At 66.1% G+C, this 17,170-nt stretch carries 29 protein-coding genes and 1 pseudogene; 4 read left to right on the top strand and 26 right to left on the bottom strand.

Annotated features, from left to right (window positions below):
* Nucleotides 1-61: 61 nt before the first annotated feature.
* Nucleotides 62-526: a 50S ribosomal protein L15 gene (rplO, locus tag Q0833_RS04080; protein ID WP_298430532.1), complete on the bottom strand. Its 465-nt coding sequence runs from the start codon at nt 524-526 to the stop codon at nt 62-64.
* 259 nt (nt 527-785) lie between these two features.
* Here rplO and Q0833_RS04075 point away from each other — a divergent pair, with 259 nt between their 5' ends.
* Complete coding sequence (locus tag Q0833_RS04075) at nt 786-1,481, top strand: VWA domain-containing protein (RefSeq protein WP_298430530.1); 696 nt, start codon at nt 786-788, stop codon at nt 1,479-1,481.
* Between the two features lie 3 nt (nt 1,482-1,484).
* On the top strand, nt 1,485-2,207 hold the full coding sequence (locus Q0833_RS04070) for a VWA domain-containing protein (RefSeq protein ID WP_298430528.1): 723 nt from the start codon (nt 1,485-1,487) through the stop codon (nt 2,205-2,207).
* 452 nt (nt 2,208-2,659) lie between these two features.
* On the opposite strand, the gene rpmD is transcribed toward Q0833_RS04070, so the two are convergent.
* The 20 genes from rpmD to Q0833_RS03970 form a co-directional block, all read right to left on the bottom strand.
* On the bottom strand, nt 2,660-2,848 hold the full coding sequence (gene rpmD / locus Q0833_RS04065; protein WP_298430526.1) for a 50S ribosomal protein L30: 189 nt from the start codon (nt 2,846-2,848) through the stop codon (nt 2,660-2,662).
* A 3-nt stretch (nt 2,849-2,851) separates the two neighbouring features.
* Nucleotides 2,852-3,442 carry a 30S ribosomal protein S5 gene (rpsE, locus tag Q0833_RS04060; RefSeq protein ID WP_298430524.1) on the bottom strand — a complete coding sequence of 197 codons (591 nt, stop codon included), beginning with the start codon at nt 3,440-3,442 and terminating at the stop codon, nt 2,852-2,854.
* Between the two features lie 159 nt (nt 3,443-3,601).
* Nucleotides 3,602-3,961, bottom strand: a complete 360-nt coding sequence (rplR, locus tag Q0833_RS04055; RefSeq protein WP_298430522.1) for a 50S ribosomal protein L18 — start codon at nt 3,959-3,961, stop codon at nt 3,602-3,604.
* An 11-nt stretch (nt 3,962-3,972) separates the two neighbouring features.
* Entirely contained in the window at nt 3,973-4,506 is a 534-nt protein-coding gene (rplF, locus tag Q0833_RS04050; protein WP_298430520.1) for a 50S ribosomal protein L6, read from the bottom strand.
* 10 nt (nt 4,507-4,516) lie between these two features.
* Nucleotides 4,517-4,909 carry a 30S ribosomal protein S8 gene (gene rpsH / locus Q0833_RS04045; RefSeq protein WP_298430518.1) on the bottom strand — a complete coding sequence of 131 codons (393 nt, stop codon included), beginning with the start codon at nt 4,907-4,909 and terminating at the stop codon, nt 4,517-4,519.
* Nucleotides 4,910-4,921: 12 nt separating this feature from the next.
* Nucleotides 4,922-5,227 (bottom strand): 30S ribosomal protein S14, encoded by a 306-nt coding sequence (rpsN, locus tag Q0833_RS04040; protein WP_298430516.1) that lies wholly within the window; start codon nt 5,225-5,227, stop codon nt 4,922-4,924.
* An 11-nt stretch (nt 5,228-5,238) separates the two neighbouring features.
* On the bottom strand, nt 5,239-5,802 hold the full coding sequence (rplE, locus tag Q0833_RS04035) for a 50S ribosomal protein L5 (RefSeq protein ID WP_298430513.1): 564 nt from the start codon (nt 5,800-5,802) through the stop codon (nt 5,239-5,241).
* Nucleotides 5,802-6,107 (bottom strand): 50S ribosomal protein L24, encoded by a 306-nt coding sequence (gene rplX / locus Q0833_RS04030; RefSeq protein WP_298430511.1) that lies wholly within the window; start codon nt 6,105-6,107, stop codon nt 5,802-5,804. The genes rplE and rplX overlap by 1 nt, the downstream gene beginning before the upstream one ends.
* Nucleotides 6,107-6,475, bottom strand: coding sequence for a 50S ribosomal protein L14 (gene rplN, locus Q0833_RS04025; RefSeq protein WP_013963207.1), 369 nt, complete (start codon nt 6,473-6,475; stop codon nt 6,107-6,109). Before rplN ends, rplX begins: the two co-directional genes overlap by 1 nt.
* A 72-nt stretch (nt 6,476-6,547) precedes the next feature.
* Complete coding sequence (gene rpsQ, locus Q0833_RS04020) at nt 6,548-6,778, bottom strand: 30S ribosomal protein S17 (protein WP_298430509.1); 231 nt, start codon at nt 6,776-6,778, stop codon at nt 6,548-6,550.
* A 4-nt stretch (nt 6,779-6,782) separates the two neighbouring features.
* Nucleotides 6,783-6,992 (bottom strand): 50S ribosomal protein L29, encoded by a 210-nt coding sequence (gene rpmC / locus Q0833_RS04015; protein WP_298430507.1) that lies wholly within the window; start codon nt 6,990-6,992, stop codon nt 6,783-6,785.
* Nucleotides 6,993-7,135: 143 nt separating this feature from the next.
* Entirely contained in the window at nt 7,136-7,474 is a 339-nt protein-coding gene (locus tag Q0833_RS04010) for a type II toxin-antitoxin system death-on-curing family toxin (protein ID WP_298430504.1), read from the bottom strand.
* Between the two features lie 37 nt (nt 7,475-7,511).
* The gene (locus Q0833_RS04005; RefSeq protein ID WP_298430502.1) at nt 7,512-7,697 is read right to left on the bottom strand and encodes a hypothetical protein; all 186 of its coding nucleotides are present in this window, start codon (nt 7,695-7,697) and stop codon (nt 7,512-7,514) included.
* Nucleotides 7,698-7,798: 101 nt separating this feature from the next.
* Nucleotides 7,799-8,419, bottom strand: coding sequence for a TIGR02466 family protein (locus Q0833_RS04000; protein WP_298430500.1), 621 nt, complete (start codon nt 8,417-8,419; stop codon nt 7,799-7,801).
* Between the two features lie 212 nt (nt 8,420-8,631).
* On the bottom strand, nt 8,632-9,045 hold the full coding sequence (gene rplP, locus Q0833_RS03995; RefSeq protein WP_298430498.1) for a 50S ribosomal protein L16: 414 nt from the start codon (nt 9,043-9,045) through the stop codon (nt 8,632-8,634).
* A gap of 12 nt (nt 9,046-9,057) precedes the next feature.
* Nucleotides 9,058-9,795 carry a 30S ribosomal protein S3 gene (gene rpsC / locus Q0833_RS03990; RefSeq protein ID WP_298430496.1) on the bottom strand — a complete coding sequence of 246 codons (738 nt, stop codon included), beginning with the start codon at nt 9,793-9,795 and terminating at the stop codon, nt 9,058-9,060.
* Entirely contained in the window at nt 9,795-10,175 is a 381-nt protein-coding gene (gene rplV, locus Q0833_RS03985) for a 50S ribosomal protein L22 (protein WP_298430494.1), read from the bottom strand. Before rplV ends, rpsC begins: the two co-directional genes overlap by 1 nt.
* Nucleotides 10,176-10,178: 3 nt before the next feature.
* The gene (gene rpsS, locus Q0833_RS03980; protein WP_298430492.1) at nt 10,179-10,457 is read right to left on the bottom strand and encodes a 30S ribosomal protein S19; all 279 of its coding nucleotides are present in this window, start codon (nt 10,455-10,457) and stop codon (nt 10,179-10,181) included.
* 2 nt (nt 10,458-10,459) lie between these two features.
* A complete protein-coding gene (rplB, locus tag Q0833_RS03975) occupies nt 10,460-11,302 on the bottom strand; it encodes a 50S ribosomal protein L2 (RefSeq protein ID WP_298430490.1) in 843 nt (280 codons plus the stop codon).
* A gap of 260 nt (nt 11,303-11,562) precedes the next feature.
* Nucleotides 11,563-12,249, bottom strand: a complete 687-nt coding sequence (locus Q0833_RS03970; protein WP_298430488.1) for a hypothetical protein — start codon at nt 12,247-12,249, stop codon at nt 11,563-11,565.
* Nucleotides 12,250-12,393: 144 nt separating this feature from the next.
* On the opposite strand from Q0833_RS03970, the gene Q0833_RS03965 reads away from it, so the two are divergent.
* Entirely contained in the window at nt 12,394-13,173 is a 780-nt protein-coding gene (locus tag Q0833_RS03965; protein ID WP_298430486.1) for a hypothetical protein, read from the top strand.
* A 43-nt stretch (nt 13,174-13,216) separates the two neighbouring features.
* Complete coding sequence (locus Q0833_RS03960; protein ID WP_298430484.1) at nt 13,217-13,666, top strand: hypothetical protein; 450 nt, start codon at nt 13,217-13,219, stop codon at nt 13,664-13,666.
* 129 nt (nt 13,667-13,795) lie between these two features.
* Here the strand turns inward: Q0833_RS03960 and rplW are convergent.
* From rplW to rplC, 5 genes and pseudogenes are all read right to left on the bottom strand, one after another.
* Nucleotides 13,796-13,981 (bottom strand): annotated as a pseudogene (rplW, locus tag Q0833_RS03955) (50S ribosomal protein L23); the annotation flags it as partial.
* A 51-nt stretch (nt 13,982-14,032) separates the two neighbouring features.
* On the bottom strand, nt 14,033-15,088 hold the full coding sequence (locus Q0833_RS03950; RefSeq protein WP_298430482.1) for a YeeE/YedE family protein: 1,056 nt from the start codon (nt 15,086-15,088) through the stop codon (nt 14,033-14,035).
* Between the two features lie 298 nt (nt 15,089-15,386).
* Entirely contained in the window at nt 15,387-15,671 is a 285-nt protein-coding gene (locus Q0833_RS03945; RefSeq protein ID WP_298430480.1) for a 50S ribosomal protein L23, read from the bottom strand.
* The gene (rplD, locus tag Q0833_RS03940; protein ID WP_298430478.1) at nt 15,668-16,288 is read right to left on the bottom strand and encodes a 50S ribosomal protein L4; all 621 of its coding nucleotides are present in this window, start codon (nt 16,286-16,288) and stop codon (nt 15,668-15,670) included. The genes Q0833_RS03945 and rplD overlap by 4 nt, the downstream gene beginning before the upstream one ends.
* Entirely contained in the window at nt 16,285-17,157 is an 873-nt protein-coding gene (gene rplC, locus Q0833_RS03935; RefSeq protein ID WP_298430476.1) for a 50S ribosomal protein L3, read from the bottom strand. Before rplC ends, rplD begins: the two co-directional genes overlap by 4 nt.
* Nucleotides 17,158-17,170 lie beyond the last annotated feature (13 nt).

The following is a 17,170-nucleotide window of genomic DNA, read 5'->3' as shown; positions in this document are numbered from 1 at the left end:
TGGGCGGCGTCCGAAATACGTGAACCGATGTAAGCGCCGCCGTGGACGCTCACAACCGCCTTTACTCGGCCGCTGCCGGAAGCGTGACCGAACCGCCGGCCTTCTCGACCGCCTCGACCGCGCCCTTGGACGCGCCGGTGACGGTGATCGCGGCCTTCGCGGTCAGCTCGCCCTTGCCCAGCACGCGGACGCCGTCGAGCTTGCGGCGCACCAGCCCCGACTCGACCATCGCGTCCTCGGTGATGTTGGCGGCGTCGAGCTTGCCCGCGTCGATGAACTCCTGGATCTTGCCCAGGTTCACGACGGCGAAGCTCTTGCGGTTGGGCTTGTTGAAGCCACGCTTGGGCAGGCGCTGGTAGAGCGGCATCTGGCCGCCCTCGTAGCCCTTGATCGCCACGCCGGAGCGGGACTTCTGGCCCTTGATGCCGCGGCCGCCCATCTTGCCGGTGCCCGAGCCGGGGCCACGGCCGACGCGCTTGGGCTTGTGGGTGGCGCCGGGATTGTCGCGCAGTTCGTTGAGTTTCATGTCGCTTCTCCTTGGCCGGACGCGCCCCCGAAGCGATGTGGGGCGGACGCGGCATATCGTGATGGTACGTGGCGCATTCGGCCACCGCGCGGCCCTACAGCCGGGGCGCGGGCGATGCAAGGGGGCAAGCGAGGGGGCCCGCCCCCTCGCGCACCCCGGACCAAGGGGGGCGCGGCCCCCCTTGGCGAACCCCGCGAGGTATTTTGGGCCAGAGGATGAGGGTTTGGTGCGCGCGCGCCTCTGTGGCACCCTTGGCGGCATGCGCGCCCTCGCCCTCTCCGCCCTCCTCGCCCTGCCCGCCGCGGCACAGGATTGCGCCACGGATGCGATGCTGGTCTTCGACGGCTCGGCCTCGATGGCCGAGATCACGCTCGAGACCGGGCCCGCGACCCGCATCGCCGAGGCCCGGCAGGCGGTGGCCCGCGCCCTGCCGTTGATCGAGGGCATCCGCCGCATCGGCCTTCTGACCTACGGACCCGGCGATGGCGATGCCTGCGACGGCATCGACCTGCGCTTCCTGCCCCGCGACCGGGCTGCCACGCCGGTCATCGCGGCCATCGACGCGCTGGAGCCCGACGGGCTGACGCCCCTGTCGGCAGCGGTCGAGGCGGCGGCCGAAACGCTGGCCTACCGCACCCGGCCCGCGATCGTGGTGCTGGTGACCGACGGCAACGAAACCTGCGGCGGCACGCCCTGCGCCACCTCGCGCCGGATGATGGACGGGGCCTCGGACCTGACGGTGCATGTCGTCGGCTTCCGGGCTGCGCGCGACTTCTTCGCCTGGGACAATCCCGAGCAGCAGGAGTTCGGCGGCGACACCGTGGCCAAGTGCTTCGCGGATCGCACCGGCGGTCTGTTCGTGTCGACCGAGACCGTGGACGAATTGGTCGCCGCGTTGCAACGGACGCTCGGATGCCTCGTGATCGGGGACCTCGCCCTGCACGGGCGGCCCTGAGCGGTGGCGCGCCGGGGGCTCGCCGCGCTTCTCTCGGCCGCGCTGGCCGTCCAGAGCGCCCAGGCCGAGTGCACCGTCGACGCGATGCTGGTCTTCGACGCCTCCGCCTCGATGATCAGCCCCGGCCTCGGCGGCTCGACCGTGCAGCGCATCCACGAAGCCCGCGAGGCGGTGGCCGAGGTGCTGCCCCGCGTCGAGCACACGCGGCGCATCGGCCTCGTGACCTACGGCCCCGGCGGGCCCGGCGCCTGCAGCGGCATCGACCTGCGCTTCGGGCCGCGCGTCGCGGCGGCGGACCCCGTAATCGCGGCCGTCGACGCGATCCAGCCCGGCGGCCTGACCCCGCTCTCCGCCGCCGTCGACCTCGCCGCCCGGACGCTCGACCACCGCGCGCAGCCGGGGGTCGTGGTGCTGGTGACCGATGGCAACGAAAGCTGCGGCGGGACGCCCTGCGCGATGGCCGACCGACTGGCCTCCGAGGCCGTCAACCTGACGATCCACGTCATCGGCTTCAAGGCGGTGTGGGACACCTTCGCCCGCAGCTACGGCACCGAGCGTTCGGGGGGGTTCTCAGGCGAAATCATCTCGCGCTGCATGGCCGACCGGACCGGCGGCATCTTCGCCTCGGCCGATACGGTGGAGGAGCTGGTGGCGGCGCTGGAGCGGACTTTGGGGTGTTTGGTGGTCGGGCGGGCGTCGGCTCCGGGGAGCCACCTGCCCGGATAGACTATCCGTCACCGCCGATACGCGCTTCGACGCCTTTTGCGTATAGGAGGGTCTCGTTCCATGCGGTCACGACGCGATCCGCTTCGGAGCGATGAGCATTGCGTGCTTCGCCTCCGGAGTCCTCACCGCCTGTTGTCACGGCATCGCCCATACAAGGCGCGCAATGGTCGTAATATCCTTGGCGGCCGGCTGCTCGCCTGATCTACGCCAACTCTCTGACAGGCCTGCCATTCACCATCTGACGGGTCGCTGCGGCAACGAGATTGACCGTCATGCAAGGCTCAATTCCAGCTCGGTCAGTCCAACCGCCCTGCGGGGACGGCATCCGGGGCCTCACGAACCGAATGGCACGTCGCAGACCTCATTCATTGAAAACAGAAAAACGCCCCGGCCGTTTCCGACCGGAGCGCATTGAACTTCAACCGTGGGTCACCCCACCGACTTAAAAGGCCTCAGCCCTTCTCCTCGATGATCTCCACCATGTGGGGGATCTTGGCGACCATGCCGCGGATCGAGGGGGTGTCCTCGAGTTCGCGGGTGCGGTGCATCTTGTTGAGGCCGAGGCCGATCAGCGTCGCGCGCTGGTCGGCGGGGCGGCGGATCGGGGAGCCGATCTGCTTGACGACGATCGTCTTTGCCATGGATCAGGCCTCCTCTGCGACGGGCGCTTGCTCGCCGTCCATCTTGGGTCCGTCATCCTTGCGCAGGATCTCGGCGACCTTCTTGCCGCGACGCTGCGCGACCGAGCGGGGCGACGATTCCTTCTGGAGGCCGTCCAACGTGGCGCGGATCATGTTGTAGGGGTTCTGCGAGCCGATCGACTTCGACACCACGTCCTTGATGCCCAGCATCTCGAACACGGCGCGCATCGGGCCGCCGGCGATGATGCCGGTGCCTTCGGGCGCGGTCCGCATGACGACCTTGCCCGCGCCGTGACGGCCGGTCATGTCGTGGTGCAGCGTCCGGCCGTCGCGCAGGGCGACGCGGATCATCTGGCGCTTGGCCTGCTCGGTGGCCTTGCGGATGGCCTCGGGGACCTCCTTGGCCTTGCCCTTGCCGAAGCCGACGCGGCCCTTCTGGTCGCCCACGACGACGAGCGCCGCAAAGCCGAAGCGCTTGCCGCCCTTCACCGTCTTCGAGACGCGGTTGATGGCGACCAGGCGGTCGGCGAATTCGGGGGTCTCGTCGCGATCGCGGCCTCGGCCCCGTCCACGGTTGTCGTCACGTCCTGCCATGCGGCATCTCCTGTCTCGGGGCACGCGGCCCTGTCATGTCGATCCAAGTGCGCGGCTGCGCCCGGATCATCGAGGGGGCGGCGGCCGCCCCCTGCATCGTCTTCGTTCGCGAAACCACCTCCGCGCGGCCAATGGGCGGGGGTCTCCCCGCCCGGGCCGTCAGAACTTCAGGCCACCTTCGCGGGCGGCGTCGGCCAGAGCCTTGACCTTCCCGTGGAAGAGGAACCCGCCGCGGTCGAAATAGACCTCTTCGACGCCCGCCTTCTTGGCGCGCTCGGCGATCGCCGCGCCGACCTTGGCGGCCGCCTCGACGTTGTTCTGGCCCTTGAGGTCGATCCCCTTGTCCATGGTGGACGCGGCGGCGAGGGTCTTGCCCGCGACGTCGTCGATCACCTGGACGGAGATGTTCTTGTTCGAGCGATGCACCGACAGGCGCGGACGCCCGGCGGCCATCTTGCGAAGCTTGTTCCGGACGCGCAGGCGGCGCTTGAGGAACAGATCCCGTTTGCTGTTTGCCATCTGACTGGTCCTTACTTCTTCTTGCCTTCCTTGCGGAAGATATACTCGCCCTTGTAGCGAATACCCTTGCCCTTATAGGGCTCGGGCTTGCGCCACTCGCGAATGTTGGCCGCGACCTGACCGACGAGCTGCTGGTCAGCCCCCTCGACGGTGATCTCGGTCTGCTTGGGGGCCGTCACGGTGACGCCCTCCGGCACGTCGAATTCGACGTCGTGGCTGTAGCCGAGGGCCAGCTTCAGGGTGTTGCCCTGCATGGTGGCCCGGTAGCCGACGCCCGTGATCTCCAGCTCTTTCTTGAAGCCGTCGGTCACGCCGGTCACCAGGTTCTCGACCATGGTGCGGGACATCCCCCACTGCTGGCGCGCCCGCTTGGACTTGCCGCGCGGGGTTACCGTGACCGTGCCGTCGGCCACTTCGAGCACGACATCGTCGGTGGCGGTGAACTCGCGGGTGCCCTTGGGGCCCTTGACCGAGATGGTCTGGCCCGAGACCGAGGCCTCGACGCCCGAGGGCAGTTCTACGGGTCGTTTTCCGATACGAGACATCAGATTCTCCTCAGAACACGGTGCAGAGCACTTCGCCGCCGACATTGGCGCTGCGTGCGTTTGCGTCCGACATGACGCCCTGGGACGTCGACACGATGGAGACGCCGAGGCCCTGACGGACCGACGGGAGGTCGCCGACGCCGAGATACACGCGGCGACCCGGCTTGGACACGCGCTTGACTTCGCGGATCACGGGGACGCCTTCGTAGTACTTCAGCTCGATCTCGAGGGTCGGGTGACCCATGCGATCGGACGAGGTCTCGTAGCCGCGGATGTAGCCTTCGTCGGCCAGCACATCCAGGACGCGCGCGCGCAGCTTGGATGCCGGGGTGGAGACAGTGCCCTTCCCGCGCATCTGCGCGTTCCGGATACGGGTCAGCATATCGCCGATGGGATCATTCATGGTCTGATCTCCTTACCAGCTCGACTTGACCATGCCGGGGATCTTCCCCTGGCTGGCCAGTTCGCGCAGCATGATGCGGGACAGCTTGAGCTTGCGGTAATAGGCACGGGGCCGACCGGTCAGCTGGCAGCGGTTGTTCAGGCGGACCGGCGACGAGTTGCGGGGCAGCTCGGCCAGCTTGAGGGTCGCCTTGAAGCGCTCCTCCATCGGCTGGCTCTCGTCACGGATGATCTCCTTCAGGGAGGCCCGCTTGGACGCGTACTTCTTCACCAGGCGCTCGCGCTTCTTCTGGCGTTCGATCATGGATTCCTTGGCCATTGATCAGTCCCTCACGAATTGAACGGCAGGTTGAAGTGCTTGAGCAGCGCCTTCGCTTCCGCGTCCGTCTGCGCCGTGGTGCAGATGATGATGTCCATGCCCCAGACCTCGTCGACCTTGTCGAAGTTGATCTCGGGGAAGACGATATGCTCCTTGAGGCCCATGGCGTAGTTGCCGCGGCCGTCGAAGCTCTTGCCGGAGACGCCGCGGAAGTCGCGGACGCGGGGCAGCGCGATGGTCACGAGGCGGTCCAGGAATTCGTACATCCGGGCGCCGCGCAGCGTCACCTTGGTGCCCAGCGGCATGCCTTCACGGACGCGGAAGCCGGCGATCGACTTCTTGGCCTTGGTGATGACGGCCTGCTGACCGGCGATGGCGGTCAGGTCGTCCTGGGCCGACTTGGCCTTCTTGCTGTCGCGCACGGCTTCGGCACCGGCCCCGATGTTCAGGACGATCTTGTCCAGACGCGGGATCTGCATGTCGTTCTTGTAGCCGAACTCCTCCTTCATGGCCGCCTTGATGCGATCCTTGAAGTCGGCCTTCAGACGCGGGGTGTAGTTCGCTTCGTCCAGCATCAGATCACGTCTCCCGTGGTCTTGGCGAAACGCACCTTCTTGCCGTCTTCCATGCGGAAGCCGACGCGGGTGGCCTTGCCGTTGGCATCGACGATGGCGAGGTTCGACATGTCGATGGGCAGCGCCTTGGGGATGCGTCCGCCCTGGGACGCCTGGCTCTGGCGGGTGTGGCGGATCGCCATGTTCACGCCTTCGACGATGGCCTTGCCGGCCTTCGGATCGACGGACACGATCTCGCCCTGCTTGGACGCATCGCGGCCCGTAAGCACGACGACCTTGTCACCCTTGCGGAGTTTGGCAGCCATCACAGCACCTCCGGCGCGAGCGAGATGATCTTCATGAAGTTCTTCGCGCGCAGCTCGCGAACCACCGGTCCGAAGATACGGGTGCCGATCGGCTCGTTGTTGTTGTTGAGGATGACGGCCGCGTTCCGGTCGAAGCGGATGGCGGTGCCGTCGTCGCGGCGGACTTCCTTGGCGGTGCGGACGACGACGGCCTTGCGGACGTCGCCCTTCTTCACGCGGCCCCGCGGAATGGCTTCCTTGACCGACACCACGATGATGTCGCCCACGGAGGCATACTTCCGCTTGGACCCGCCCAGGACCTTGATGCACTGAACACGGCGAGCGCCGCTGTTGTCAGCAACATCCAGGTTGGTTTGCATCTGGATCATTGGTTTCTCCCGACCTTTGGGGCGGCGATGCGTGCCGGTGCCCCCAGGGTTTCGAATTGATGGCCGCGCCGATTATTCGGCGATGACCTCCCACCGCTTCGTCTTGGACTTGGGCGGGCATTCCTGAATGCTGACCGTGTCGCCGACGTTGAACTGGTTGTTCTCGTCGTGGGCGCGGTACTTCTTGGACTTCCGGATCGTCTTCTGCAGGAGCGGGTGCTTGAAGCGGCGCTCGATCGAGACGGTGACGGTCTGGGCGTTCTGGTTCGACGTGACGACGCCGGTGAGGATGCGCTTGGGCATGGGCTCAGGCCTCCGAGGCGGCGGCTTCGGCCGCCTTCTGGTTGAGGATCGTGTTCACGCGGGCGATCGAGCGCTTCACCGTGCGCACGCGCGCGGTGTTCTCGAGCTGGTTCGTCGCCGCCTGGAAGCGCAGGTTGAACGCTTCCTTCTTGAGGTTGGTCAACTCCGTGCGGAGCTCGTCGGGGGTCTTCCCCCGGAGTTCGGTGGCATCCATGCCGGTCGTCCTTTGCAACATCACCGGAGGGCCCTGCGCATCGTGCGGGTCACCCTGATTCCGGTGGAGATCAACGGTAGAGAGGCGCCTCTAGACGGGTTGGTGCGGGTTGGCAAGGGGGAGGCGGACGTTTTCGGGCGCAATCAGGCGGACCGGGCCAACCTGTCCGCGAACCATGTCCGCGCCTCTTCAAAATCCGCGCTGCCCTCGGCCAGAGCGACCACGAGATCGTCGACTCGCTCGTCGTCGGGTATGTCCAGCCGATAGCCGCTGCGGTCGATCATCATTTCGGTCAACAACCATGCCGACCGCTTGTTGCCATCGGCGAAGCCATGGTTCTTGACCATGCTTTCCAAGAGCGCTGCGGCCATGTCCGCCAAGCTGTCGTAATAGCCGTGATAAGGTCGGCCAATCGCGGACTCGACCATGGCCAAACTGACGATTCCCGAACGTCCACCGAAGGAGAGTGCGATCTCGTGCATCTCCAGAGCGTCGGACAAAGTGACCTGATAGACGTCGTCAGCGATTGAGAAGACGCTCCATCGCGTCCCTGCGCCGGTGCGCGACTGTTTCCCCGGCAGACCGACTTGCCGGATCGACATAGCTTTCGGAGGAGCCGGTCTGCACGGAAATCAGCTTGCCGGTCCGCGCGTCGCGCACCAGCGTTCCACCCTCCACGGCTTCGCGTTCGATCTTGACGTCCATGTCAGGCCCCTAGCGGCGCATTCGATGCCATCTGCATCGATACAATATGTATAGCCGCCGATCCGCGCGGACAAGCGCGCTTGGCCATCAGGGCAAAGGCCCTACCCCCACCGGTAATTGAAACTCACCGAGATCCGGTCCTCTTCTGACATGTTCATCGGCACCTCGTGGCGCAGCCAGCTTTCCCATAGCAGCACGTCGCCCACTTTCGGCGCCTCGTAGTGGAAGGTCCGCATCTCGGGGCGGGCGTCCTTGCGGCGCACCGGGGCGGCCATCATCATCGGCAGGCGCGGGTCCTCGAACCGGATCGCGCTCGTGCCCTCGGGCATCGCCACATAGGTCGTGCCCGAGATTACCGAATGGGGATGCAGGTGGCCCGTATGGATGCCGCCCTCGGGCAGGATGTTGATCCAGAGATCCTCGAGCGTCAGGGACTTGTCGCCGAGGTCGAACGCGAGGTCCTCGGCGAAGGCCGCGACATGGGCATCGAGCGCGCGGGTCAGGTCCGCGAAGATCGGGAAGCGCCAGCCCAGATCGGTGAGCGAGGCGTAGCTCGTGTAGCCCGGAAAGTCGTTCTCCTCGCACCACGCCTGCCCCGCCTCGTCATCCTCGGCGATGGACAGGCAGGACGCCTCGAGCTCACCCGCGACGATGGCGGGGCCGTGTTCGGACAGGGCGGCCCGGTAGAGGCGGGTCACGAAGAGCGAGGAGAGGTCGGGCATCGGGGCGCTCCGGGGGCGTTACGGTCGCGCGCCTCCTACACCGGCGGACGGGCCAGGTGTAGGGCGGTCGGTGCCTTGCCGTGGGCCGGCGTGTCCCCGGCATGCGAAAAGGGCGCCCGCAATGGACGCCCCTTCCCTATTCTGAACCGGGCGCGACCCGACGGTTTGCAAGCAAACCGTCTACATCGCGCTCCGACGGCGGAGCCGTCGGGTCACCAATCCTCGCGCTGGACCGTGCGGGTCTTGACCGGCAGCTTCATCGCGGCGAGGCGCAGCGCCTCGCGCGCGACGGCGTCGGTCACGCCGTCGATCTCGAACATCACGCGACCCGGCTTGACCTTGCAGGCCCAGTAATCGACCGAGCCCTTGCCCTTGCCCATGCGGACTTCGGTGGGCTTCGACGTCACCGGCAGGTCCGGGAAGATCCGAATCCAGACCCGGCCCTGACGCTTCATGTGACGCGTCATGGCCCGGCGGGCGGCTTCGATCTGGCGCGCGGTGACGCGCTCCGGCTCGGTCGCCTTCAGCCCGTAGGTGCCGAAGGTGAGATCCGACCCGCCCTTGGCTTCGCCGTGGATGCGGCCCTTGAAGGCCTTGCGGAACTTCGTCCGTTTCGGTTGCAGCATCTGATCTACTCCTTACCGGCGCGGGCCGCGGGGGCCGCGGTCGTCACGACGGCCACCGGCGCCACGGGGGCCCGGACCGTTCTGCAGTTCCTCGGCCTTGCGATCGCGGGCCGACGGGTCGTGCTCCATGATCTCGCCTTTGAAGATCCAGACCTTGATGCCGATGATCCCGTAGGGGGTCTTGGCCTCGGAATGGGCGTAGTCGATGTCGGCGCGCAGCGTGTGCAGCGGGACGCGACCCTCGCGGTACCATTCGGTCCGGGCGATCTCGGCGCCGCCGAGGCGGCCGGCCATGTTGATCCGGATGCCGAGGGCACCCATCCGCATGGCGTTCTGGACCGAGCGCTTCATGGCGCGGCGGAACGAGACGCGACGCTCAAGCTGCTGGGCGATGCTCTCGCCGACCAGCTGGGCGTCCAGCTCGGGCTTGCGGACCTCGACGATGTTGAGGTGCAGCTCCGAGTCCGTCATCGCGGCAAGCTTCTTGCGAAGCACCTCGATGTCGGCGCCCTTCTTGCCGATGATGACACCGGGACGGGCCGTGTGGATCGTGACGCGGCACTTCTTGTGCGGACGCTCGATCACGACGCGGCTGACGCCGGCCTGCTTGCACTCTTCCTCGATGAACGCGCGCATCTTGAGGTCTTCGAGAAGCAGGTTCCCGTAATCCTTGGTGTCGGCGTACCAGCGGCTGTCCCAGGTGCGGTTCACCTGGAGCCGCATCCCGATCGGATTGACTTTATGGCCCATCAGACTTGCTCCTCGACTTGCCGCACCTTGATCGTCAGTTCCGAGAACGGCTTGACGATCTTTCCGAAGCGACCGCGCGCGCGGGGACGTCCGCGCTTCATGGTCAGGTTCTTGCCCACCCAGGCTTCGGCGACGATCAGCTCGTCGACATCCAGGTTGTGGTTGTTCTCGGCGTTCGCGATGGCCGATTGCAGGCACTTGCGCACGTCGATGGCGATCCGCTTCTTCGAGAAGGTGAGATCGGCCAGCGCCTTCTCGACCTTCTTGCCGCGGATCATCGCGGCCACGAGGTTCAGCTTCTGCGGGCTGGTCTTCAGCATGCGCAGCTTGGCCATGGCCTCGTCATCGGCCACGCGGCGGGGATTCTTTTCCTTGCCCATGGCTTACTTCCTCTTGGCTTTCTTGTCGGCGGCGTGACCGTAATAGGTCCGCGTCGGCGAGTACTCACCGAACTTCTGGCCGATCATGTCCTCGGAGACGTTGACGGGGATGTGCTTGTGCCCGTTGTAGACGCCGAAGGTGAGCCCCACGAACTGGGGCAGGATGGTGGAACGGCGCGACCAGATCTTGATCACGTCGCTGCGGCCCGACTCGCGGGCGGCTTCGGCCTTCTTGAGGACATACGCGTCCACGAAAGGCCCTTTCCAAACGGAACGGCTCATTCTCAGCGACCCTTCTTCTTGGCGTGACGCGAGCGGATGATCAGCTTCTGCGACGCCTTGTTCTTGTTGCGGGTGCGGGCACCCTTCGTCGGCTTGCCCCAGGGCGTGACCGGGTGGCGACCACCGCTCGTCCGGCCCTCGCCACCGCCATGCGGGTGGTCGATCGGGTTCATGACGACGCCGCGGACCGAGGGACGAATGCCCTTGTGCCGGTTGCGACCCGCCTTGCCGAGGTTCTGGTTCGAGTTGTCCGGGTTCGAGACCGCGCCGACCGTCGCCATGCACTCCTGACGGACGAGACGAAGCTCACCCGAGGAGAGGCGGATCTGGGCGTAGCCGCCGTCGCGACCGACGAACTGGGCATAGGTGCCCGCCGCACGCGCGATCTGGCCGCCCTTGCCGGGCTTGAGCTCGATGTTGTGGACGATCGTGCCGATCGGCATGCCCTGGAACGGCATCGCGTTGCCGGGCTTGATGTCGGCGCGGGCCGAGGCCACAACGCGATCGCCCACGGCGAGGCGCTGCGGCGCGAGGATGTAGGCCTGCTCGCCATCCGTGTAGCGGATGAGGGCGATGAAGGCCGTGCGGTTCGGGTCGTACTCGATCCGCTCCACGTTCGCCTGGACGTCCAGCTTGTTGCGCTTGAAATCGACGATCCGATAGAGGCGCTTGGCCCCGCCGCCCTTGCGGCGCATCGTGATCCGTCCGGTGTTGTTGCGTCCGCCATGCTTGGTCAGACCCTCGACGAGGGACTTGACCGGGCGGCCTTTCCACAGCTCCGAACGGTCGATCAGAACCAGCCCACGCTGGCCCGGCGTCGTCGGCTTATACGACTTGAGTGCCATGTTACCTGTCTTCCGTTGTGTGTCGGACGGAGGCGCACACGGCGTCCCGCCCTGGATGTAAGGGCCCCGAAGGTCCCTGGTTCGATGTCCCGAAAAGAGACACCCCGGACGAATCCGGGGTGGTCGGGATGGGGCCGTCTAGGAGGGTTGGGGGGTGGGGTCAAGGGCGGGTCAGGCGATTAGGGAGGTACGGTAGCCTACCCCCGCGCGCGCCTAGGCTCGGTGGGACTGGACGTAATGCCCGTATTCGAAACGCACCTTCAGCGCACCAAAAAGTCGAGCACGTCCTTGGCGAATTTCAGTTCCAAGCCTGCGATGCTTCGGAGAAGCTGGAGGGCAGCGATGTACCCGTTGCCTCGATAGGTCTCGAGAAGGCGATCTCGGTCTGCCGCCGATAGGCCAGCGCAGAAGACCTCGACACCGTCGGGAGTTGCGGAAAGCGGTGCACGACCATCTGTCCAGACGGACCACTTGTGCATGAAACTCGTAATCTTGTCAGTCCATCGCTTTCCGTTTCCGTCAGCGTCGAGATAGCCGGAATCGGTCAGTCGCCGTGCCAAACCTTCAAGAGAGTTCGGAACCTGAAATGCCTCTCGGTGGGTTGGGAGCAGCGCAGAATGGGCGACGGGCCCACCTATGAATGCATCGAGCAGAAGTGCCAGCTTGTCCGATGATAGGGACTGCAGCTGCTCCATGTGCTGTCGGACGTCCACAGGCGAAACGCGCACGTAATGGGTCGTGTAGTGGTCGGCCTGCTCGAACACCCCAACCGCATTCAGTGCTTGGCATCCAGCTTCGTGTGACGACAGTCCCATATTGTAGACGGCCGGCGTGCTTTCATCCAGTTCACGCCACGTGACGACATCCAGATGAGATTTAAGCCAGCTGGAGAGGGACACCGCCAGTTCGACTGCGAGCGTACGATCTTGTTGCGAAACGGGCTTCATACTCTCGTCCTTAGGGAAGTCAGCTAGGCGGATAAAAGTCACGACTGGTGGCGACAATATGAAACCAGAAAGCCCCGCCGTTCCCGGCGGGACGAGACCGGCGCGCGGACGCCGCCGATCTACATCGACGCGCAGACCATCGCGATGCAGGAGATGATGCCTCCGATCGGGGTCCACTCCGCCTATCTCGCCCACAAGGACCGGCGCGACGACCGTGGCCGCTACCTCGCGCGGGAGAGCAATGTCTATGCGCCGAACGAGGAGATCTTCCTGCGCGCCTATCTCGAACATGTCGCCCGCGCGCAGCCCGGCACGATGGACATGCGGTTCGAGATCGACCTGCATCTGCGCGTCGCGGACGAGAGCGGTGCGGAGCTGGGACGCGCCAAGCTGCACACCTATGCCGCGCCCTCGACGCTGCTCTATCCGGTGGACGAGACGCAGTTCTGGAACAACATCACCGCCGGGATGAGCCTGCCCGATCCGGGACGCTACGAGCTGACCTTCATCTTCACCGACATGTCCCGCGCCGGCACGCCTTCGGCCTTGATCCCGGTCCGAGGCGCAAGTGAGCATGGACGGGGTCGCGGAGCTACAAACAAACTTGGGACGGCGGACTTGGGCACAGTATCGAAAATGATATGTCGCCAGACGGGCCAAATGCCGTACAACTACCTGATCGATGGTTCGTACGGAGTAACGAATGCACCAGACCAACATTGCTCGGGTCTTTGCCGCTTTGATCGGTTTGACTTTGATTGCATCCACAGGATTTCTGACTGGCCCCGCATCTGCGCAATCGCTCAACCGATGGGAGGTTTCCTGCGGGGCGGATCCCGGCTCGATCCAGAGAAGCCGCGGAACGTGGGTATTCTCGACGAGCCGGAATTACTGCACGGGCGGGACGTTCAATCAGCGGGCTGAGATCTTCACGGAGGATTATCCGACCAACCGAAGCGGCGCCTTCATGTTCTCGACCACGACCAGCTTTACGACACCAACCAACAATGAATTCAGCATCTTCTCCATCCACGATGGACGCAATGGCTGCGCTCCGCCGCTCCAACTCTTCGTCCGCGAGGATGGGCGCATGTATATCGCCAGCGACATCAAGACGGGACCGGGCGAGTCCTGCATCCGAGGGACAATCGGCGGCACGTCACCAGCCCGGGTCAAGCGTGACGGAACCGAACAGCTTCTAGAGGTCCTGGTGCAGTTTGACGGGTCCGGAGGTTTCAGGTCTGTCGTCTGGCTCGATGGCGCAGTGCAGATCGACGGTCGGTATGCGCCATCGCAGCGACCGGATGCCATCCTTTCAAGCCGGTTCTACTTCAAGCACGGCGTCTATTCGAAGCGGGTCTTTACCTACACGCTGCGCTCCACGGATATGGGCGTGCGGCGTGTCCGCGTGAACTAGACCGTCTCTCGGACCTTACTCGGAGCCGTCCATCCTTCGGCGAACCTCCCGGACAGGTACAAAGCAAAGGCCCCGCCGTCTCCGGCGGGGCCTCGTCGTTCCAAGGGCGGGGTTCTGTCCGCCGTCCGGTCAGAGCCCGGTCGTCACGTCGATCGTGTTGCCCTCTTCGAGCGTCACGTAGGCCTTCTTGACGTCCTTGCGGCGGCCCATCTGGCCGCGGAAGTGCTTGACCTTACCCTTGGGAATGATCGCGTTCACGGCCTTCACCTCGACGCCGAAGAACTCTTCGACAGCGGACCCGATCTAAGGCTTGTCGGGACCGGACCCTGCCTCGGAGAGGCTGGCGCCAGCCTCCCGGAGGCCGCCTCAGCCGGAAGCGCCGATTGGCCGTCCGGCGAGTCCGCCGGTCTGCACCGTCTTTGCCAGCAACGCCCCGCCCACGACGGAGGCCAGCGCCACGAGGGCCGCGACCGACAGAGCGCCGCCGCCCGCGATCCCGGCGCCGATGGTGCAGCCGCCGGTCAACACCGCGCCCGCGCCCATCATCGCCGCACCCGAGGCGTAGCGGAGGGTCTGGCCGGGGCTCTCGAAGCTCTCCAGACGCAACTCGCGCCGGGCGGTGGCCGAGGCGAAGGCCCCGGTCACGACGCCGCCGATGAAGCCCACCCCGAAGGAGGCCGGGATGGCCGTGGACGCGATGGTCCAGAAGAGCGTGTCCGTCCACGGAAGGGTGAAGGCCGCGCTCTGGACCGGAAGGGGGTCAAATTCATCGAAGAGCAGGACGGAGGTGCCCGCCCAGCCGGCCGCCGCCACCAGCCCGATCAGCCCGCCGAGGAGGAGGTCGGTGCGGCGCGCGTCGGAGCGCCACGCGAACAGAAGGAGCGGCAGGACCGCGACAGCCGTCCAGAGCCACACGCCGCCCGGAAGCTGCGTCAGGGTCGCGACCGGGCTCTCGATCGTCACGCCGCCGATGGCGGTGCGGACCGGGGCCAGCACGCCCTTCAGCATGGCGTGGGCGGTGACCGCGAAAACCAGAATGACCGTGACCGCGCGCAGGTTGCCGGAGGAGGCTAGAACGCTGAGCCGCGAGATGCAGCCCCGCGTCAGGACCATTCCCACGCCGAACAGAAGCCCGCCGACCACGAGCGCCGCGACCGGCAGGTCCGAGGACAGCCAGCGGTGATCGCCGAGGTCGATATACCCGGCCTGGGTCAGACCCTGGACGGCGAGGATCGCGACCGCGAGGCCGGTCATCCAGACCCCCGCAGCCCCCGACCGCTCGTCAGGATCGCCTGCCACGGCCCGGCGCAGGCAAAAGCGCGAAATCTGGGCCGCGATGCCGAAAACGAGGCCGATCGCGGCTCCGAGAAGGACGTGAAGGACGCGAGCCTCGAGCCCCAGATCCAATTGTTCCAGCAACATGTGCGCCTCCGCCCGTTCCGCAGTCAGCGGGACGTATGGCCCTTGGCGGGGCGGATCAAATGGCTGCGGCGGGAGGGCGTCCCTCCGAACCACCCGCTTGCGGGACATCGTTCTGCCAGAGCCGCGCACCGCGAGGGGCATCGGTCCGCGCGCGCGGCGTCGCGCAGGATATCGAACCTTTTCGTCGCCTCGCCGGTGGGCCCGCCGCATTGCATCGGCCCGCAATGGGAAAGGGCCCCGCCGTTCCCGGCGGGGCCCTTCATTCGCAAACCACCGGCGGGGTGACCCCGCCGCCCCGTCAGAGGCCCGTGGTCACGTCGATGGTGTTGCCCTCTTCAAGCGTCACATACGCCTTCTTGACGTCCTTGCGACGGCCCATCTGGCCGCGGAAGCGCTTGACCTTGCCCTTGGTGATGGTCGTGTTCACGGCCTTCACCTTGACGCCGAAGAGCTCTTCGACGGCGGACTTTATCTGGGGCTTGTTTGCGTCGATCGCGACCTCGAAGACCACGGCGCCCGTCTCGGACGCCATCGTGGCCTTCTCGGTGATGATCGGCTTGCGGATCACGTCGTAGGTGTTCATGCGAGTCGCGCCTCCAGAGCTTCGACACCCGCCTTCGTGAGCACGAGCGTGTCACGCTTGAGGATGTCGTAGACGTTCGCGCCCATCGAGGGCAGCACGTCCACGTTGCCGAGGTTGCGCGCGGCCTGCGCGAAATCCTCGTTGACGTCTGCGCCGTCGATGATCAGCGCGCGCTTCCAGCCGAGATCCTTGACCTGACGCGCCAGCGCGGAGGTCTTGCCCCCCTCGAGGTTCGCCGCGTCGAGGATCACCAGCTTGCCCGCGGCCGCCTTAGACGACAGCGCGTGCAGCAGGCCCATGCGGCGGACCTTCTTGGTCAGCTCATGACCGTGGCTGCGGGGCGTGGGGCCCTTGTAGACACCACCCTTGCGGAAGATCGGCGCCTTGCGCGAGCCGTGGCGTGCGCCGCCGGAGCCCTTCTGCCGGACGATCTTCTTGGTCGAATAGCTGACCTCGGAGCGGGTCTTGACCTTGTGGGTCCCGGCCTGCGCCTTGTTGCGCTGCCAGCGGACGACCCGGTACAGGATATCGCGGCGCGGCTCCTGGCCGAACACCTCGTCGCTGAGTTCGACGGAGCCGGCCTTGGAGCCGTCCATCTTGATGACGTCGAGTTTCATTCGTCACCTTCCTTCTTTTCAACGTCCGAGTTGTCGGCATCCGACGACTCGTCCGCGATTTCGGCTTCGGCGGCTTTCAGGGCCGCTTCCTCGGCGGCGGCCTGCTCGGCGGCCAGCGCCTCCTCGGCGGCCTTGGCTTCGGCCTCGGCGGCGGCGGCGGCTTCCTCGGCGAGGCGCTGCGCTTCCTTCTTCGAGGACATCAGGCCGGCGGGCAGGATCGCGTTCTCGGGGAACGGCTTCTTGACCGCATCCTTGATCGTGACCCAGCCGCCCTTGGAGCCGGGAACGGCGCCCTTGACCATGATGAGGCCGCGGTCGGTGTCGGTGCGGACGACCTGCAGGTTCTGCGTGGTCACGCGGGCGGCGCCCATGTGACCGGCCATCTTCTTGCCCTTGAACACCTTGCCGGGGTCTTGGCACTGACCGGTGGAGCCGTGCGAGCGGTGCGAGATCGACACGCCGTGCGTCGCGCGCAGGCCGCCGAAGTTCCACCGCTTCATGGCACCGGCGAAGCCCTTGCCGATCGAAGTGCCCGACACGTCGACATACTGACCTTCGAAGTAGTGGTCGGCGATGATTTCCTCGCCCACTTCGATCAGCTTGTCCTCGTCCACGCGGAACTCGACGATCTTGCGCTTGGGCTCGACGCCCGCGGCCTTGTAGACGCCGCGCATCGCCTGGGACGTGCGCTTGGCCTTGGCCGTGCCCGCGCCCAGCTGGACGGCGGTGTAGCCATGCTTGTCCGCGGTGCGCTGGCCGATGACCTGAAGGCCGTCCAGCTGCAGCACGGTGACGGGCACCTGACGCCCGTCTTCCTGGAAGATGCGGGTCATGCCCACCTTCTTCGCGATCACTCCGGAACGCATCATCTGGATACCCTCC

The sequence above is a fragment of the uncultured Jannaschia sp. genome, from assembly GCF_947503795.1.
Taxonomy (GTDB): domain Bacteria; phylum Pseudomonadota; class Alphaproteobacteria; order Rhodobacterales; family Rhodobacteraceae; genus Jannaschia.
This window is presented reverse-complemented; position numbering and strand designations above follow the sequence as displayed.